This is a genomic window from Providencia sp. PROV201 (assembly GCF_028479545.1).
In the GTDB taxonomy this organism is placed as follows: domain Bacteria; phylum Pseudomonadota; class Gammaproteobacteria; order Enterobacterales; family Enterobacteriaceae; genus Providencia; species Providencia huaxiensis.
This window is the reverse complement of record NZ_JAMPNW010000016.1, coordinates 49,386-67,540: the sequence shown is the minus strand read 5'-3', so window position 1 is coordinate 67,540 and position 18,155 is coordinate 49,386. Positions and strand designations below refer to the sequence as shown.

Annotated in this window: 17 protein-coding genes; 2 read left to right on the top strand and 15 right to left on the bottom strand. The window is 41.1% G+C overall.

Annotation, left to right across the window (positions count from 1 at the left end; translation table 11 throughout):
- From aas to gpt, 7 genes are all read right to left on the bottom strand, one after another.
- Nucleotides 1-2,148 (bottom strand): bifunctional acyl-ACP--phospholipid O-acyltransferase/long-chain-fatty-acid--ACP ligase, encoded by a 2,148-nt coding sequence (gene aas, locus PR809_RS13850; RefSeq protein ID WP_166267725.1) that lies wholly within the window; start codon nucleotides 2,146-2,148, stop codon nucleotides 1-3.
- A 140-nt stretch (nucleotides 2,149-2,288) separates the two neighbouring features.
- Entirely contained in the window at nucleotides 2,289-2,786 is a 498-nt protein-coding gene (gene aroL, locus PR809_RS13845; protein WP_102139740.1) for a shikimate kinase AroL, read from the bottom strand.
- 127 nt (nucleotides 2,787-2,913) lie between these two features.
- Nucleotides 2,914-4,167 carry a glutamate-5-semialdehyde dehydrogenase gene (proA, locus tag PR809_RS13840; protein WP_206276196.1) on the bottom strand — a complete coding sequence of 418 codons (1,254 nt, stop codon included), beginning with the start codon at nucleotides 4,165-4,167 and terminating at the stop codon, nucleotides 2,914-2,916.
- Nucleotides 4,168-4,169: 2 nt separating this feature from the next.
- Nucleotides 4,170-5,273, bottom strand: a complete 1,104-nt coding sequence (gene proB, locus PR809_RS13835) for a glutamate 5-kinase (protein WP_102139782.1) — start codon at nucleotides 5,271-5,273, stop codon at nucleotides 4,170-4,172.
- A 116-nt stretch (nucleotides 5,274-5,389) separates the two neighbouring features.
- Nucleotides 5,390-5,791, bottom strand: a complete 402-nt coding sequence (gene crl / locus PR809_RS13830; RefSeq protein WP_102139742.1) for a sigma factor-binding protein Crl — start codon at nucleotides 5,789-5,791, stop codon at nucleotides 5,390-5,392.
- Nucleotides 5,792-5,862: 71 nt separating this feature from the next.
- A complete protein-coding gene (gene frsA / locus PR809_RS13825) occupies nucleotides 5,863-7,113 on the bottom strand; it encodes an esterase FrsA (RefSeq protein ID WP_206276195.1) in 1,251 nt (416 codons plus the stop codon).
- Between the two features lie 187 nt (nucleotides 7,114-7,300).
- The gene (gene gpt / locus PR809_RS13820) at nucleotides 7,301-7,765 is read right to left on the bottom strand and encodes a xanthine phosphoribosyltransferase (protein ID WP_102139783.1); all 465 of its coding nucleotides are present in this window, start codon (nucleotides 7,763-7,765) and stop codon (nucleotides 7,301-7,303) included.
- Between the two features lie 435 nt (nucleotides 7,766-8,200).
- On the opposite strand from gpt, the gene pepD reads away from it, so the two are divergent.
- Nucleotides 8,201-9,661, top strand: coding sequence for a beta-Ala-His dipeptidase (gene pepD, locus PR809_RS13815; RefSeq protein WP_206276194.1), 1,461 nt, complete (start codon nucleotides 8,201-8,203; stop codon nucleotides 9,659-9,661).
- A 49-nt stretch (nucleotides 9,662-9,710) separates the two neighbouring features.
- Here the strand turns inward: pepD and dinB are convergent, their stop codons facing one another.
- Nucleotides 9,711-10,766, bottom strand: coding sequence for a DNA polymerase IV (gene dinB / locus PR809_RS13810; RefSeq protein ID WP_166267731.1), 1,056 nt, complete (start codon nucleotides 10,764-10,766; stop codon nucleotides 9,711-9,713).
- A 282-nt stretch (nucleotides 10,767-11,048) separates the two neighbouring features.
- Here dinB and PR809_RS13805 point away from each other — a divergent pair, with 282 nt between their 5' ends.
- Nucleotides 11,049-11,945 carry a glycerophosphodiester phosphodiesterase family protein gene (locus tag PR809_RS13805; RefSeq protein ID WP_102139746.1) on the top strand — a complete coding sequence of 299 codons (897 nt, stop codon included), beginning with the start codon at nucleotides 11,049-11,051 and terminating at the stop codon, nucleotides 11,943-11,945.
- 197 nt (nucleotides 11,946-12,142) lie between these two features.
- Here PR809_RS13805 and nqrM read toward each other — a convergent pair whose 3' ends face one another.
- From nqrM to PR809_RS13770, 7 genes are all read right to left on the bottom strand, one after another.
- Nucleotides 12,143-12,370, bottom strand: a complete 228-nt coding sequence (nqrM, locus tag PR809_RS13800; protein ID WP_102139747.1) for a (Na+)-NQR maturation NqrM — start codon at nucleotides 12,368-12,370, stop codon at nucleotides 12,143-12,145.
- An 18-nt stretch (nucleotides 12,371-12,388) separates the two neighbouring features.
- Nucleotides 12,389-13,420, bottom strand: a complete 1,032-nt coding sequence (locus PR809_RS13795; protein ID WP_102139784.1) for an FAD:protein FMN transferase — start codon at nucleotides 13,418-13,420, stop codon at nucleotides 12,389-12,391.
- Nucleotides 13,421-13,660: 240 nt separating this feature from the next.
- Nucleotides 13,661-14,887, bottom strand: a complete 1,227-nt coding sequence (gene nqrF / locus PR809_RS13790) for an NADH:ubiquinone reductase (Na(+)-transporting) subunit F (RefSeq protein WP_166267735.1) — start codon at nucleotides 14,885-14,887, stop codon at nucleotides 13,661-13,663.
- Nucleotides 14,888-14,902: 15 nt separating this feature from the next.
- On the bottom strand, nucleotides 14,903-15,499 hold the full coding sequence (gene nqrE, locus PR809_RS13785) for an NADH:ubiquinone reductase (Na(+)-transporting) subunit E (RefSeq protein WP_102139749.1): 597 nt from the start codon (nucleotides 15,497-15,499) through the stop codon (nucleotides 14,903-14,905).
- A 4-nt stretch (nucleotides 15,500-15,503) separates the two neighbouring features.
- On the bottom strand, nucleotides 15,504-16,133 hold the full coding sequence (locus tag PR809_RS13780; RefSeq protein WP_102139750.1) for an NADH:ubiquinone reductase (Na(+)-transporting) subunit D: 630 nt from the start codon (nucleotides 16,131-16,133) through the stop codon (nucleotides 15,504-15,506).
- On the bottom strand, nucleotides 16,126-16,920 hold the full coding sequence (locus tag PR809_RS13775) for a Na(+)-translocating NADH-quinone reductase subunit C (protein WP_102139751.1): 795 nt from the start codon (nucleotides 16,918-16,920) through the stop codon (nucleotides 16,126-16,128). Before PR809_RS13775 ends, PR809_RS13780 begins: the two co-directional genes overlap by 8 nt.
- Nucleotides 16,913-18,151, bottom strand: coding sequence for an NADH:ubiquinone reductase (Na(+)-transporting) subunit B (locus tag PR809_RS13770; RefSeq protein ID WP_004914105.1), 1,239 nt, complete (start codon nucleotides 18,149-18,151; stop codon nucleotides 16,913-16,915). The genes PR809_RS13775 and PR809_RS13770 overlap by 8 nt, the downstream gene beginning before the upstream one ends.
- Nucleotides 18,152-18,155: the final 4 nt, after the last annotated feature.

Genomic DNA, 18,155 nt, shown 5'->3' with positions numbered 1-18,155 from the left:
TTATTCATCCTTTAATGCCATTTGCTTTAATGTGACAAAATCCGTTTTACCGCTACCGAGTACTGGCAACTCTTTAACAAAACGAATATCGCGAGGAACCGCTAACTCGGTTAACCCTTTGCTTTTGGCTGCGCTAGACAATGCACTACGGTCTAATTCTTTATCTGTTGTGAACAAAACAAGCGCTTCACCCTTACTGCTGTCTGGCTTTGTAACCACACCGTGATTTGCACTAGGAGAAAGAGAGGCCACCATTTGCTCGATACTTTCGAGGGAAACCATTTCGCCTGCAAGTTTAGCAAAACGTTTAACACGGCCTTTTATCGTACAGAAATTTTTATGATCTAATTCAACGATATCACCTGTGTCGTACCAACCTTCCTCTATTTCACCTTGTGCATTTTCAGCTTGCGGTGTTTCAAGTACGCCTGGAGCTTCAACACGCAAATACCCTTTCATGATATTTGGGCCTTTAAGCTGTAGTTTACCACCTTGTTCAATACCAGAGATTGGGATAATTCGCGCTTCCATATCGGGTAAAATCTGCCCTACAGAGCCTTCTTTCGCGGCCATAGGGACATTGATTGATACAATTGGTGCACACTCAGTTACCCCATAACCTTCAAGAATTCGGATGCCAAATTTATCAAACCAGATCTTTTTCGTTTTATCCGATAATTTTTCTGCGCCGGCAACCACATAACGCAAACGTGCAAAATCATACTGATGAGCAAACCGTGCGTAGTTACCTAAAAAGGTTGATGTCCCAAATAATACGGTACAGTTTTTGTCATAGACTAATTCAGGAATGATCCGGTAATGCAATGGGCTTGGATAAAGGAAAACTCGGCTCCCTGAAAATAGTGGGATAAATAAGCCAACCGTCAAACCAAATGCGTGAAATAGCGGCAGTGATGACATAAAGCGGTCACGAGGTGTAAAATCAGCGATCGTTTTAATTTGTTCTACGTTTGCCATTAAACTGGCATGGCTATGGACAACACCTTTGGGTGTACCTTCTGAGCCGGATGTAAATAAAACAATCGCTTCATCGGACGGTTTTCGGGGAATAATCGCTTTTTTAGGGTTAAGTAAGTGCTTAATAATCCATATTTTATCTTGCCATGTTACCGTGTCTTTTAAATCTTCAAGGTAAATCCAACTGGCTTCTGGCACTTGTTCTGGAATATGCGTTAAGTTGCCTTTTTCCAAAAACTGGCGGGAAGTAAAGACCACTTTCGCTGCAGAAGCTTTTAACGCGTTGCTAATACCATGACTGCCCGCAGTGTAATTAAGCATAGCAGGTACTCGGCCTCTCATTAAAGCGCCAAAGATCGCAGCCGCGGTGACTGTCGCATTTGGCAATAATAAGCCAACCCTTTCATTTTCATGTGTATAACGTTCGATAATACGACCAACCCCTAACGTTTTTTTCAATAGAGATTGATATGAATCCTCTTTAAATGCGATATCTTCAATACAAGGCGTGCGGCGCCCAAAAAACTGGACACTTTGAATAAATTCTTCAACTAATGTGACTTGTGGTAAACAAGACATACGAGCAGATTTCATGATTTGGTACAGGTGTTCACCCGCTAAGGCTCGACGCTCTACAGCCTTAGGTGCTTCTGGCATTGGAATATCTTGTGCCGGCAAGATATGCAATGTGATCTTCGGAAACCATTTTAATGGAAAAATCCCTTTCAGACGCCCAAAGTGGCTATATTGAGCCCCTTCAATACGAATAGGCACAACTTTTGCTTCGGACTTTGCGGCCACAAACGCTGCGCCTTCGTATATTTTCATTAAAGATCCATGAACCGAAATTCGGCCTTCTGGGAAAATAACTATCGGGCGCCCTTTTTCTACCTCTTTAACAAGATGGCGAATACCTAGAGGGTTGGCAGGATCAAGGGGGACAATATCTGCATAGGGCTTAAGCCGCTTCACCATTTTCGGTGTGGCAAATGTCGAATAAACAGCAAATACAGGTTTAACAGGCAAGAAAAGTGCAATTAATACACCATCAAGGAAAGAAACATGATTAGGTGTAATTAAGCATTTATCATGACTAAATTCTTTCGCATCACCAATAACTTGTACACGAAATAAAAATTTAAGTACTGTTTTGACTATCTTTGCCAACATAATGAGTCCCTATACTATGATTATATTTTTATATATTAGAGTGATACGTTTCTACCCTTAGTTGCGTCTATCTTACTGAGCCGCTCCCTTTACTCTAATTGGTATATTCCGAAAATACCGATGGCTTACCCTAAATACGTTTAAGTTAAATCATTAAGTTGTGTGATGATATCGTCGACTGGCTGCGCAGCATCAATAATATGGTGTGCTGTCGCGCGATAGATAGGCTCCCTTTGCTGCATCACTTCTTCAATTTCTTCAACTAAAGATTTCCCCGTCAAGCTTGGCCGCTGATCTGCTTGTGGCTCTGCAGCAAGGCGTTTTGCTAAAACTTCAGGATTGGTATTTAAATAAATAACGGTGCCGTTATTACGCATAATTTGCTGATTTTCTTCTGCGAGAACAAGCCCCCCACCAGTTGAAACAATCATATCGCTTTGCGTAATCGACTTAAGGACGTCAGTCTCTAACTGGCGAAAGTAATCCCAACCGTGCTGTTCAACAATTTCAGCAATACTTTTTCCGGCTTTTTCTAAAATCAATTTATCTGTATCAACAAATTGATAACCTTTAGATTCTGCAAACTTTTTACCAATTGTGGTTTTACCCGCACCTCTTGGACCGATAATGTAAAACATTAAATTTCATCCCATCATCATAAATACTAAGCAATACTAACTACAAATTTGCTTATGATAAATTGCCTAATTTGGCAAATAAAAAAAGAAAGCCACACAAGTGTGGCTATCTCATCATTTTTACTCTCTATGGACGACTTAAAAAGTCGCCATATCCGATCCATTTATACGTTGTCAGCGCATCTAACCCCATAGGGCCACGTGAATGTAATTTCTGCGTACTCACGGCAACCTCTGCGCCTAAACCGAACTGCCCACCATCGGTAAAACGAGTACTTGCATTAACATATACCGCTGCTGAATCTACACACTGAACAAAATAGTCAGCTTGATGGATAGACTCTGTCAAAATAGCATCAGAATGTGCGGTGCCATACTGGCGAATATGGTCGATAGCTGCATCAATATCATCAACAATTTCGACGTTAAGATCCAGTGATAGCCATTCATCAACAAGGTTTTCAGGTTTTACATCAACAACTTTTGCTGGGCCTTGTTTTAGCAATGGAAGCGCTTTCTCACTTGCATGTAGTGTAACTTGTTGCTGCGCCATTTTGTCACTTAAAAACGGTAAAAACTCATTCGCAATCTCTTTATGGACTAATAATGTTTCAAGTGAATTACAGGCACTTGGGCGCTGAACTTTTGCATTAATAATCACGTTAATGGCTTTATTAAAATCCACCGATTTATCAACAAATGTGTGGCAAACGCCAATTCCACCCGTAATGACTGGGATCGTTGATTGCTCACGGCATAATTTATGTAAACCCGCACCACCGCGAGGGATTAGCATATCGACGTAGCGATCTAATTTGAGTAATTGCGCGACTAATTCACGGTCTGGGTTATTGATAGCTTGTACTGCATCTGCTGGTAGCCCGCTATTTTCCAATGCTTTTTGAATAACTTCCACCACCGCGAGGTTAGTATGATGAGTCTCTTTCCCGCCACGTAAAATAACCGCATTACCTGTTTTTAAACATAACGAAGCCACATCCACGGTGACATTAGGACGAGCTTCATAAATAACACCAACAACCCCTAGTGGGACACGACGACGTTGCAAATTTAAACCGCTATCCAATTGGCTTCCATCGATGATTTGCCCAACAGGATCCGCTAATTGGCATACTTTTCTGACATCATCAGCAATACTTTTTAAACGCTCTGGCGTCAATAATAAGCGGTCTTGCAGCGCTTCAGTCATACCGCTTTCTTTTGCCTGCGCCATGTCTTTTTGATTCGCTGCAAGTATAACTGCATTGTCTTTTTCTAGTAGATCAGCAATTTGTAATAGTGCTGCATTTTTTTGTTTGGTGCTTAACTGAGCTAATTGCCACGAAGCAACCCTTGCCGCCTTACCCATTGTTTCTAACATAATTAACTCACTATCATATCATCACGATGAACGGCCACAGAACCGTGTTCATAACCAAGTATTTTGCTGATTTCTTGTGAATGGTGCCCCGCAATCATTCTAAGTGCATCACTATTATAGTGGCTGACCCCATGAGCAAGGTCTTTTCCTGCCATATTACGAATACGGATCACAGCACCTCGAGAGAAATCACCTTCAATTTTCTGAATACCTTTTGGCAATAACGAGCTGCCTTTTTCCATGATCGCCAGTTGTGCACCATCATCAATGTACACATCCCCAGCGGCTGGAGCACCGAAAATCCAACGTTTACGATTTTCCATTGGGTTTTTTTGCCCATAAAAACGGGTGCCAACAGGAAGGTTTTCAATAACCGCATTAATAACATCCGGTTTATTTCCAGCAGCAATGATAACATCAATCCCTGCACGGCCTGCGACATCTGCCGCTTGCAGTTTAGTTGCCATTCCACCGGTTCCTAACCCACTTACGCTTCCCCCCGCCATTTCACGAAGTTCATCATTAATACCATATACTTCGGGGATCAATTTTGCGTTTGGATTACTGCGTGGATCGGCATCATATAAGCCTTCGATATCAGTCAGTAATAACAGTTTGTCAGCATCACCGAGGATCGCAGCCAAAGCAGATAGATTGTCATTATCACCGACTTTTATTTCCGCGGTAGCAACGGCATCATTTTCATTGATAACTGGAATAATTCCGTTATCTAACAGTGCTTGCAAGGTATCTCGTGCATTTAAGAAACGTTCTCTGTCTTCTAAATCGGCTCGTGTCAGTAACATTTGCCCGATATGAATGCCATAAATGGAGAATAACCGTTCCCATAACTGAATCAGACGACTTTGACCGACCGCCGCAAGCAACTGTTTAGATGCTATGGTAGCCGGCAGTTCGGGGTAATTTAAATGTTCGCGACCTGCGGCAATTGCCCCAGAAGTCACAATAATAATACGATGCCCTTTTTCATATTGCTGCGCGCACTGCCTAACCAACTCAACAATGTGAGCTTGATTTAAACGGCGCGAGCCCCCTGTTAATACACTGGTCCCTAATTTAACCACCAGCGTCTGGCTATTTTTCATCATTTTTCTGCCATTAGGATTAATAAACCAAAAAGTAGGTATCATTTTTATCAGGAGAAGCGCGTTATGCCAACAGGCATAACGCAAAATTCAACAAAAGTTGGTTTAAAACAAATTTATGCGCTTAATTCCAGTTTTAATTCTGCCATTAGCGGGGAGGGAAAGAGGCTCAACTCAAGTTCAGATAATTGTTTAACAAGGGCTTGATGAAAAGACACTAAATTTTGCTCAGTCGCCTCAATGGTTGCTGCATCTTTTAAGGTTTTAACTTGCCAGCTACCATGGCTATTGTATAGGCCAAAATGATAAGTAAATTCAAAGCCTTTATCAGTCGCAACCAATTTTAGCCACCACCCCCAAAATTCACGTTTTTCTGGAGCAATATTTGCATTTACACAAACAACAAGGCTATCAAATATATAACAACCATTTAAACATTGTTTTTCACGTAAATAAGGTCCTATCGTAGCAAACTTCTTTAAATACTTTCCATTTGAGTAATCAGTCGGTAAAGCCATGTTAAGGATCTCCTTCTTGGGAAGATCCCTTTTTAACAAATGGGAAAAAATAAGCAAGTTATTAAATAAAATTAAAGTATTTTTGCTTTTAACCAATTGGTAGTTTCACTTAATGCCTTTTCAAAATTAGCAAAAACAGGCTTGCTTGGTAAAATTATCGTGTCAGCATCCATCGATGAACGTCGAATTAAATCAGATTCCGCTTTAGGGCTATAAATATCATCCTTAAGGCTAACCGATAACATTGGAACTTGATTACGTTTCCCTAAAAGCCCCTGATTTTTAAGTGAATAACAGCTTAATTCATGGCGTAAAGCAGAACCATCAACTTGATAAATACCCAAGCGACTGGCGAACACATCCAAAACCATCCGAGGAATATCTTGCTGATATTTTTCTTCATGCAATAAACTGTGCACAATTGGCCCTATGACAGCGACTGCTTTAATCTTATCAGGGCACATATAAGCCAATCTTAATGCTATATTTGCGCCAAAACGCATGCCCACAATGCCAAAACGCGTATGGTCAATCCAAGCAATATCCCCTAGTTGGCGAACGATTTGCTCATGTAACGTGCTTGTTTCCTGGGTCAGTTTTTGCTTAACAGAATAACCAATGGATGGCATGTCCAGTGTTAGCATCGCAATACCAAGAGGTTCAAGGTAGTCACGAAAATAGCGACAAAAATCAATTTGTAAGCTATCTAACATACCGCAGACCATCACCGTCGGGTAAGGCCCTTGACCCTGTGAAGGGATATGTAGAAAGCCGCAGACTTCTTTTCCACCATCAACTTTAAATGGAATTTTCTTTAAGCGGTATTGAGAAAATTTCGCTGCGCTATCATAAGCTTTACAAGCCAGCAAAATAGCTTGGTCAGCAAGCTCATCGCCCTTAATAAATGGGTAAGCAGCAATGCTGTACAAGTTAGCTGAACGTAACCAAGCATCCCCTGCCTCTGCACCTTTCTCAAACTCTAATGCTTTTTGCTGCCAATGCATGGCTTGCTGGGACCATTCAAAACACCAGTTTCCGCGCCGGTTGCCAATGACCGTATCCAATAAGTTATCATTACTGCGCTCGGCATCAGAGATAGCAATGCGGCTCAGTACTTCTTCAATTTCTAAGGCGTCGATCCCTCGCCAAATCCACATTAAGCGGTTGATCATACGATACCACCCCGCATGATGAGACCCGCTTAACACGCTATGTTCTTTGATTTGAGAAATGGTTTGAGATGAATAAGTGACTAGTGTTGACGTTTCAACTTGCCTGACTTTAGGTTTGAAAAGTTTTTCTGAAAGGTTTTGCTGAGTCATCCCTATTTCCTTGTCTATCAGAGTTGAACTTGGCCAAAAAATAAAGGGAATGCAAAAATGCATTCCCCAAATTATATCGCGTTTAGCTTAAAAATTTTAGGTATTAATGTGTTCTTGCAATCAATAAAGTCGATAATACTTTATAATAACAATGTTTTTTCACCTAAAACTCGCCTGAAACACCGATTTATTTATCTTGTTCACACAATGGTTTAACAAAAACGACACCCATATCCCATGGCTGTTCAATCCATGTGTCTTGTGGGATATCCACAACGTAATCATCAACTAATGGACGACCTGCTGGTTTTGCGAAAATAGTCACAAAGTGCGCTTTAGGGTACATATCACGAATAGCTTGTGCTGTACCGCCAGTATCAACGAGGTCATCAATCACAATATAGCCTTCACCATCACCTTCGGCGCGTTTAATCACGGTTAATTCGCGCTGGTTGTCATGGTCATAGCTAGAAATACAAACGGTGTCAACGTTACGAATACCAAGTTCGCGTGCGAGAAGTGCACCAGGAACAAGGCCACCACGGCTAACCGCGATAATACCAGTCCATTGCTCTACTGGTAATAAACGTTGTGCGAGTTTACGGGCATGTATTTGCAACATATCCCACGTTACGACATATTTTTCGCTCATATAATTCGGGTCCCGACTGCTGAGTAAATCTGAAATGTGTCTTGCGGAAAAAAGGTTGCGCGAGATTATAGTGATTTGGGCGGTTAAAAACCAGCAAAAAGCGTCATTCGTCATTAATTATTATCATTTACACTGTCCATTGCTCAAAAGAAAGTGTTATCCTGAGTTTATCAGCAATGCATCATTTAATTTTGCATATCAAGCTAGTAACTAACATAACTCAACTAAAAATCTCTGAGGTAATTTGAGTTGCTCGGTCAATAAAACTAGTGATGCCATACCCCAAGGAAATTAAATATTTTCCCTAAATAATTTGGGTTGTGGCTAGGCGGCAAATGAGAAAATCCCTAGGAGCATGCATAAGTATGTGACTAGGGTTTACGAGTGAAGCCAACAACACTACAACTCAAAATATGACGGGAAAAGGAGAAAAACGTGTCTGAACTTGCTACATTATCCCCCCAACCGCTATGGGACATCTTCGCTAAAATCTGCTCTATCCCACACCCTTCATACCATGAAGAGGCCTTAGCAGCGCATATTGTTGATTGGTCTAAACAAAAGGGCTTTCACGTTGAACGCGATGAAGTGGGCAATATTCTGATCCGTAAACCTGCAACACCTGGTTATGAAAACCGCAAAGGGGTTGTTTTACAAGCTCACTTAGACATGGTGCCACAAAAAAATAACGACACGGTGCATGACTTTAAAACAGACCCAATTCGTCCATATGTTAATGGAGAGTGGGTCACTGCTGAAGGAACCACATTAGGCGCTGATAACGGCATTGGTTTAGCTTCTGCATTGGCGGTTCTTGCTGATGATAGTGTTGAACATGGCCCAATGGAAGTTCTCCTGACCATGACCGAAGAAGCCGGTATGGAAGGTGCCTTTGGCTTGAAAGCAGGCTGGTTGCAAGCAGATATTCTGATTAACACCGACTCTGAAGAAGAAGGTGAAATTTACATGGGTTGTGCTGGAGGTGTTGATTTTACAACCACATTTGACCTGACTCGTGAAGCCTTACCACAAGGCTATAAAACCTTCACAATGACCCTAAAAGGCTTAAAAGGTGGGCACTCAGGTGGTGATGTACATTTAGGCTTAGGTAATGCCAATAAGCTGCTAGCCCGTTTTCTGGCAGGACACGCAGAAGATTTAAGCCTGAAATTATTAGATTTCAGAGGCGGTACTGTCCGTAATGCTATTCCTCGTGAAGCCTATGCCGTTATTGCTATTCCAGCAGACAAAGTTGCTGAATTAACGGCATTAAGAGCACGTTATGAAGATATTCTGAAAAACGAATTAGCTGTCGTCGAACCTAACCTTGTTCTACTGCTAGACGAAGCACAGAGTGAGTTAAAAGCGCTTTCTGATGACTGCCAAAAACGTTTTGTTTTCTTCTTAAATGCTGCGCCAAACGGTGTAATTCGCATGAGTGATGTTGCCATTGGTGTGGTTGAAACATCACTTAACGAAGGCGTTGTACGACTAACTGAAGATAAAGCAGAAATTATCTTTCTTGTGCGTTCTCTTATCGATAGCGGCAAAAACTACGTTGTTAACATGCTGACCTCTATCAGTAAATTAGCACAAGCCCAATACCGAGCGGAAGGCAGCTACCCAGGTTGGCAGCCAGATGCAGACTCACCAGTGATGCATTTAGTTAGCGATACCTACAACAAACTGTTTGGTAAAATCCCTAATGTGATGGTGATCCATGCAGGCCTTGAGTGTGGCTTATTCAAAAAACCTTACCCAGACATGGATATGGTTTCTATTGGGCCAACCATTCGTGGGGCACACTCCCCTGATGAGCGTGTGCATATTGCAAGCGTTGGTGAGTATTGGAAATTATTAACTGCGGTTTTAAAAGCAATTCCAGTTAAAGAATAAACAACTAATTAATTGCAAATCAAACACCTATCATACGATGGGTGTTTTTTTATAATTCAAGTAATAGTTGTCTTTCAAGCTGTGGGCTTTGTAGCATCACATGTAAGCCAACTAACCGAACACCACGCCCTAGGCGCCGATTATCCCAAACTTGTTTCGCTATTTGCACTAAATCCTGTTTATTGAGAACTGGATATACGTGTTCTTGTGTGGTTTGCTGGAAGTCTGCAAATTTAAATTTCACACCTTGGCGAGCAATGCGTAGGTCAGGTTTTACCTTCGCCAAACGCCGTTGGAGTTCATCATATAATTTATCAAGCAGCAGCAAACAATCCCCCCACTGGTCAATATCCACAGCAAACGTACGCTCAACCCCCACCGACTTTCTCAGCCTATCAGGGTTAATAGCTCGCTCATCGATACCATGGCAACGCTCCCAAAGTACCTGTCCAAATTTACCCATGCTTTTAATCAATTCAACAACATCATATTTTTGGACATCCGCACAAGTCATCAACCCCATATCCGCTAATTTTTGGGCTGTTACCTTACCCACCCCAGGAATTTTTTTTAGAGGCAAGTTAAGAACAAATTGATCGATATTTTGCGGTGTGATTACGAATTGACCATTGGGTTTATTCATATCTGAAGCGATTTTCGCCAAAAACTTTATTGGCGCTATCCCCGCTGAAGCGGTTAATTGCAGTTCATCAAAGATTTGCTGGCGAATAGCCTCTGCGATTAACGTTGCAGAGCCGTGCAATTGTGTGCAATCCGTAACATCCAAATAAGCTTCATCAAGAGAAAGGGGCTCTATGAGGTCCGTATAGCGTGCAAATATCTTTTGAATATGCAAAGAGGTTTCTTTATAAAGTGCCATATGCCCAGGAACAACTTTCAAATGCGGGCAAAGCTTAAGTGCAATTGCTGTGGACATAGCACTGTGAACACCGTAGCGACGGGCTTCATAATTTGCAGTACTAATAACGCCTCGACGATTTGCGCTTCCACCCACCGCAATAGGCACATTGCGAAGGCTTGGATCGTCCCGCATTTCTATCGCTGCATAAAAGCAGTCCATATCAATATGAATAATTTTACGCACGAGTTAACCCTGCCAATCAAACACCTGATTAAATATACAGTGTATTTGCTAGCCATGCAATCATTGTTACATCACCATAAAACTGATGAACAGGGTGCTAACTTAATGATAACTAGGTAATTCATCATATTGCAATAATCATCTGCCAAGCTATCCAATTAAAGACTCTACTTAAAGTTAGTCTTAAAAATAAGTGTTAATACTTACTTTTAAACAAAAAAGTAATAGAAAGAGTTGTTTTACCAACGACAATACCTTGAAAACTATCTATGGATTATATCTATGGCAATTATATCAACATCAAAATATGTTAATTTTATGGCAACTCTCATAATACTGTTTGCTAGCCAGACAGCTTTTGCACTATCCCCTAAAATTGTTGCGCATCGAGCAGGAACTGCGGATGCCCCTGAAAATACGCTTTACGCTATTGATTTAGCGATTAAAAATAAGTCAGATGCGATTTGGATAACCGTACAATTAAGTAAAGACAATCAATTAGTTTTATATCGACCAAGCAAACTGAATGAACTAACCGATAAAAAAGGTAAAGTATCCGCATACAACGCTGAGCAACTAAACCAAATCAATGCGGCTTATCAATTTAGCCAAAAACATAATCAACAGTTTCCTTTGCAGAAAACCACGATTAGTACGTTAAAAACTATTTTGCAAGAATATCCGAATACAACTTTCTATGTTGACCTGAAATCACCTGATGCAGACCCTAACATTCAAGCAGAAGCTATTCTTAATCTATTGAAAGAGACAAATAGTGTTAATCGAGTACGTTTTTATTCAACTAATGACGCATTTTTAAATGCACTGAAAACTCTTGAGCCTAAATTACAGTTATTCGAAAGCCGAGATGAAACTCGCACTATACTGGCAAATAGTGTGATAAGTCATCAATGTCCTATGGAAAATCATGAATCTGAAACCCGTTGGTTCGGTTTTGAATTACATCGAAAAATTGAAGTTGTTGAAAAATACACTTTAGGTGAAGCCCGTTCACCTGCGGTTATTTCATGGGACAAAGAAGCTATTGATTGTTTTAGAAAAAATGGTAATGCTTATATCATTGTTTTTGGTGTTAATAATGAAAGTGACTACCAACTCGCAAAAGAAATTGGTGTTGATGCTGTAATGGTTGATTCACCTAAAGCATTTAAAAAATAATATACTTCAATATAAAAACTAAGTTATTTCAATAATAGCTTAGTTTTTAACTTACATAATTTAAAATAATCATTTTATTTTATTACATAATAACAAGTTATATTAAGCCACGTCCGTAAGATTAAATAGTATAATGCTTTTCATAGCGACCTTAGCCAACAATACTGTTAGCTAAGGTATATAAATTAAGAGTTGAATTATATAATTCGGTTTTTATTGAGCAGTTTTTTACGTGCTTCTTCGCGTGCCATGCGTTTCTTACGCGCATCACAAGGTTCGGGACAATCACACACTTTTTCAACACCAATACTGCTTAACCCACCGCAGCTACCTTGAATACTCTTACGTTTAATAATATACCCAAGTGACATGCCTAAAAAGGCCAACAAAAACAGTGCAAAGGCTGCAATGAAAATATTAAGCATTTTTTTGTCCTCCCACAACTACTGTTTTTTGGTTAAAAACGGTTCGAATGCCTTAGTATAACGCTCTTCAAAACCTTTATCTGTCTTAACAATCATGAAAACAGGAATATTCATTTTTTCAGCTAAAGCAAAGCCAGCTTCAGGCCCCAAAACATTTAGCCCTGTAGATAAGCCATCAGCACTCATGCAATTTTCTGCAATCACCGTAATAGAAACTAAATTATGAGTGATTGGTTTTCCTGTTTTCGGGTCAATCGTATGAGAAAAACGAACGCCATCTTGCTCGAAATAATTACGGTAATCTCCTGATGTAGCGATAGAACGGTCACCCGGTTCAATGACCTCTTGTGCTGTTTGGCTTGCCCCATCCGCTGCAGGTTTTTCTATTGCAATACGCCATGGCACTTCTTTACCATTTGTTCCTTTCGTACGCACTTCACCACCGATATCAACCATATAATTATTGATACCCAATGATTCTAAATATTCAGCAACAACGTCGACACCATAACCTTTAGCAATTGAGGAGAGGTCAACGTACAGCTCAGGGATTGTTTTAATTAGGTTATTATCTTGAACAGCAAGTTTTTCGATACCAACCCAAGCGCTACGCTTAGCTAATTCCTCATCCGAAGGTGCTTTAGTCACTCTTCCTTCAGGACCGAAACCCCATAAATTAACTAAAGGGCCAACCGTTACATCTAATGAACCACTTGTCAGCTTATTAATTTCAATCGCTTTTTTAACCACTGTTGCCGTTGCAGCAGATACAGGGAATGGTGTATTCACTTCTTTAAATTGGTTAAAACGACTTAATTCTGAATCTGGGCGATATGTTGACATTTGGTCGTTAACTTCTTCCAGACGTTTATCTATTTCAGCTTGAATAGCTTCAGGCTTTGGCTCCGAAGAGTCTGTAACATATTTAACCGAATAGTACGTGCCCATCGTTTGCCCCTGAAGATTCTGCTGTTCAGGTCCACCACAGGCAGTAAGAAACAGAGCCGCAACAAATAGCAGTATTGGGGTATAGATTCTTTTACTTAGCATAATTTTCTCCGCGTCAATCATGAGCGCATTTTGTTAAGGTCGCCCAGACTATTAACACACTTTACATCGTCACCCATGCAGAGAATGTTCCAGTCAAAATAATTATAAATCTATCGATTAAGCGCTAGCTAATTAGCACTTAATCGATTTACTAAAATCACAAAGAGGGAAAATATTTTCCCTCTTTAAAGTATTACTGTCTACTGACTTTAATAAATCTAATAAAATCAGCTAAGTTGCTTAACCACCGAAGTCATCCAATAAGATATTTTCATCTTCAACACCGAGGTCTTTCAACATTTTAATCACAGCAGCATTCATCATTGGAGGCCCACACATATAGAACTCACAATCTTCTGGCGCCGGATGGTCTTTTAAGTAGTTTTCATATAAAACATTATGAATGAAACCTGTATAACCATTCCAATTATCTTCAGGCATAGGATCAGAAAGCGCTACATTCCATGTAAAGTTTTCATGTTCGGCTGCAAGTTGGTCAAAATCTTCTGTGTAGAACATCTCGCGGACTGAACGCGCACCATACCAGAAACTGATCTTACGTTTAGAATCTAAGCGACGCAGTTGGTCAAATATGTGAGAACGCATTGGTGCCATTCCCGCACCACCACCGATAAACACCATTTCTGCTTCCGTTTCTTTAGCAAAGAATTCACCAAACGGCCCAGAAATCGTCACTTTATCCCCTGGCTTTAATGACCAAATATAAGAGGACATAATTCCTGGTGGAACATCAGGGTTACGAGGTGGAGGTGTAGCAATACGCACGTTTAGCATGATGATGCCATGCTCTTCCGGGTAGTTTGCCATTGAGTAAGCACGAACCGTTGGCTCTTTAACCTCAGACACATAACGGAACAGGTTAAATTTATCCCAATCTTCACGATACTCTTCCGGCACATCAAAATCTTCATATTTGACGACATGTTCCGGGCATTCAATTTGAATAAAGCCACCCGCACGGAAAGGAACAACCTCGCCCTCTGGGATTTTCAATTTTAGCTCTTTAATGAAAGTGGCTTTGTTATCATTAGAAATAACTTCACACTCCCATTTCTTCACACCAAAAATTTCTTCTGGAAGCTCAATTTTTAAATCTTGTTTAACGTTGACCTGACACGCTAATCGGCAACCTTCTTTTGCTTCACGTTTGTTGATGTGTGAAAGCTCAGTTGGCAGAATATCACCACCGCCTTCTTTGATTGTCACACGGCACTGACCACAAGAGCCACCACCACCGCACGCTGATGAAACAAAAATACCTTGGTTTGATAACATGCCTAACAGCTTGTCACCTGCTGGAGCTTCAAAGCTTTTGTCTGGATCGCCATTAACTTCAACTTTGATGTTCCCTGTGTTGACTAGCTTGGATTTTGCAAACAGGATTAAACCTGTCAGCACCAAGACAATCAGGGTAAACATCACGACACCTAAAATAATAATTTCCATGAATTCTTCTCGCCTTTATAGCTGCACACCGGAGAAGGACATAAAGCCCAATGCCATTAAACCGGTTGTCACAAAGGTGATACCTAACCCTTTTAGACCCGATGGAATATCTGAGTACTTCATCTTCTCACGGATAGCCGCCAGCAATACGATTGCGAGCATCCAACCGATCCCCGAACCGAACCCATACACGACCGATTCGCTAAAGTTATAATCACGCTGAGCCATGAAAGAAACACCACCGAAAATGGCACAGTTAACGGTAATCAATGGCAAAAAGATACCTAACGCGTTATACAGTGATGGGAAGTAGCGATCTAAAATCATTTCAAGGATCTGAACTAACGCGGCAATAACCCCGATAAAAGTGATGAAGTTCAAGAAGGATAAGTCGATACCTTCCGCAATCGCACCATCACGTAATATCAAGTTGTATACCAAGTTATTGGCTGGAACAGAGATCCCAAGAACTACCGTTACAGCAATACCCAGTCCAAAAGCGGTTTTTACATTCTTCGACACCGCAAGGAAAGTACACATTCCCAAGAAAAACGCTAATGCCATATTTTCAATAAAAATGGCTTTAACAAACAGGCTAATATAATGTTCCATGTTATTAGTCCTTCTCTATCTGAGCTGGTTTTAGAGTACGTAATCCCCAAATCAGCATACCAATGATAAAGAATGCACTTGGCGCGAGGAGGAACAAGCCATTTGGCATGTACCAACCACCGGTTTGTAGTGATTCAAAAACTGTGATGCCAAACAATTTGCCGGAACCAAATAACTCACGGAAAAAGCCGACTAAAATAAGGATCACACCATAACCTAGACCATTACCAATACCGTCCATGAAGCTTTCAATTGGTGGCGCTTTCATTGCATAAGCTTCAGCACGCCCCATTACGATACAGTTAGTAATAATCAAGCCAACAAATACAGAAAGTTGTTTTGATATTTCATAGGCATATGCACGTAAAATTTGGTCAACCACAATAACTAAAGATGCAATGATCGCCATTTGAACGATAATACGTACACTGCTCGGAATATAGTTCCTGATAAGTGAAATAAAGAAGTTAGAAAATGCCGTCACTAAGGTTACAGCAATCGTCATAACGAGTGCGGTTTCTAACTTCGTTGTCACTGCAAGTGCAGAACAAACCCCTAATACCTGTAAGGCAATCGGGTTGTTATCAAATAGCGGCCCAAGTAGGACGCGTTTTACTTCTTTTGAATCAGCCATTATTCAGCGCTCCTTCACGTACTTTTTTCAGGAACGGACCAAAACCGTTATCCCCTAACCAGAAATCAAACATATGTTGGATCCCGTTTGATGTTAGAGTCGCACCTGAAAGGCCGTCGATACCGAATGGGTTATCTGTAGCACCACCGCGCACGATTTTAATTGCCGGAACCCCCTGTTCATTGAACAGTTTTTTACCAGGCCATTGCGCTTTCCACTGAGGATTATCAACCTCACCACCCAGACCTGGGGTTTCACCATGTGCGTAGTAAGTAATACCACGAGAGGTGACACCATCTACATCAACCGCAATAAAGGCATACATCACAGACCACAAGCCAGAGCCGTAAACAGGTAAAATAATTTGTGATACTTTCCCTGTTTCATCTTTAACCAAATAGATTTCAGCGCTATTGGCACGACGGCGGATTTTTGCAATATCCTCTGCTGGAGATAATGCAATACTCGTTTCTTCACTACGTAGCTCGTTATTTAAGTCATAACGGCTAGTGCTATCAGACAATTCATTAGTTTTAAAATTCAAAAGCTTAGGCTCGATACGTTCCTTATATACACTTTGAATTTCCTCAGCGGTCATTTTAGGTTGTAGCAAACCTGCCACACTTAAAATATTACGTTGAGTATCTAACTGAATCTGCTCTTGCTGCTGTGGTTTTAAACCAACGGCAGCCCCTGCGACGACAATTGAGCACACTAGGCAAAGAATAAAAACGACTAGAAATGTTCTGCCGACGCTATCGTTATTAATTGGTTTTTCATTAGCCACGAGCTTTTCTCCGCTTAATATTTGCTTGAACGACCAGATAGTCAAACAGAGGAGCAAACAGGTTGGCGAATAGGATAGCCAGCATCATCCCTTCGGGATAAGCTGGGTTAACAACCCTGATAAGGACACACATTACGCCGATCAGAATACCGTACGCCCATTTACCTTTGTCTGTGAATGACGCTGATACTGGGTCTGTCGCCATAAAAATCATACCAAATGCGAAGCCGCCGAGTACCATGTGCCACCACCATGGCATGGCAAATAATGGGTTGGTATCAGAGCCAATAGCATTGAATAGGTAAGACATTGCAATCATGCCGACCATCACACCAGCAACAATACGCCATGATGCGATGCGGAAGAACATGATAAGAGCACCACCAATAAACAGCATCAGTGTTGACACTTCACCAATTGAACCTGGCATGTTACCTAAAAAAGCTTGCATCCAAGTAATCGGTTCATGAGTCACCGTGTTCATTAGCGCATGCTCACCACCTGTTGCCCATTGTGATAATGGTGTTGCACCAGAGAAGCCATCTGCAGCTGTCCAAACTAAGTCACCTGATATTTGAGCAGGGTAAGCAAAGAATAAGAAAGCACGACCCGCTAATGCCGGGTTTAAGAAATTACGCCCAGTACCGCCAAAAATTTCTTTCGCGACAACAACCCCGAAAGTAATACCTAATGCAGCCTGCCACAAAGGAATAGTTGGCGGCACAATCAAGGCAAATAGAATCGAGGTAATAAAGAAGCCTTCGTTTATTTCATGGCCGCGGATCATGGCGAATAACACTTCCCAGAAACCACCGACTAAGAAAACGACTGCATAAATAGGCAGGAAATACACTGCACCCAGCAGCATTTTACTTCCCCACCCTGCATCCATCGAAAGTGATGCGCCTAAAAACTGTGCTAAGCTATAATGCCAATCACTTGCGAGAACTTGCTGTAACTCAGCTCCGCTATATAATTGGTGCAAAGCTGGGATAGCTTGGTTACCAACGTTATACATTCCCCAGAACATCGCTGGGAAAACCGCTAGCCATACCAATATCATCATACGTTTCAGGTCGATGGTATCCCTGACATGAGAACGCCCTTTTGTTACCGTACCCGGCGTGTAAAAAACAGTCGAAACTGCTTCAAATAACGCATAGTATTTTTCTAGCTTTCCACCGGGCTCAAAATGGTGCTCATACTTTTCAAATAAATTTTTCAGACCCATGGAA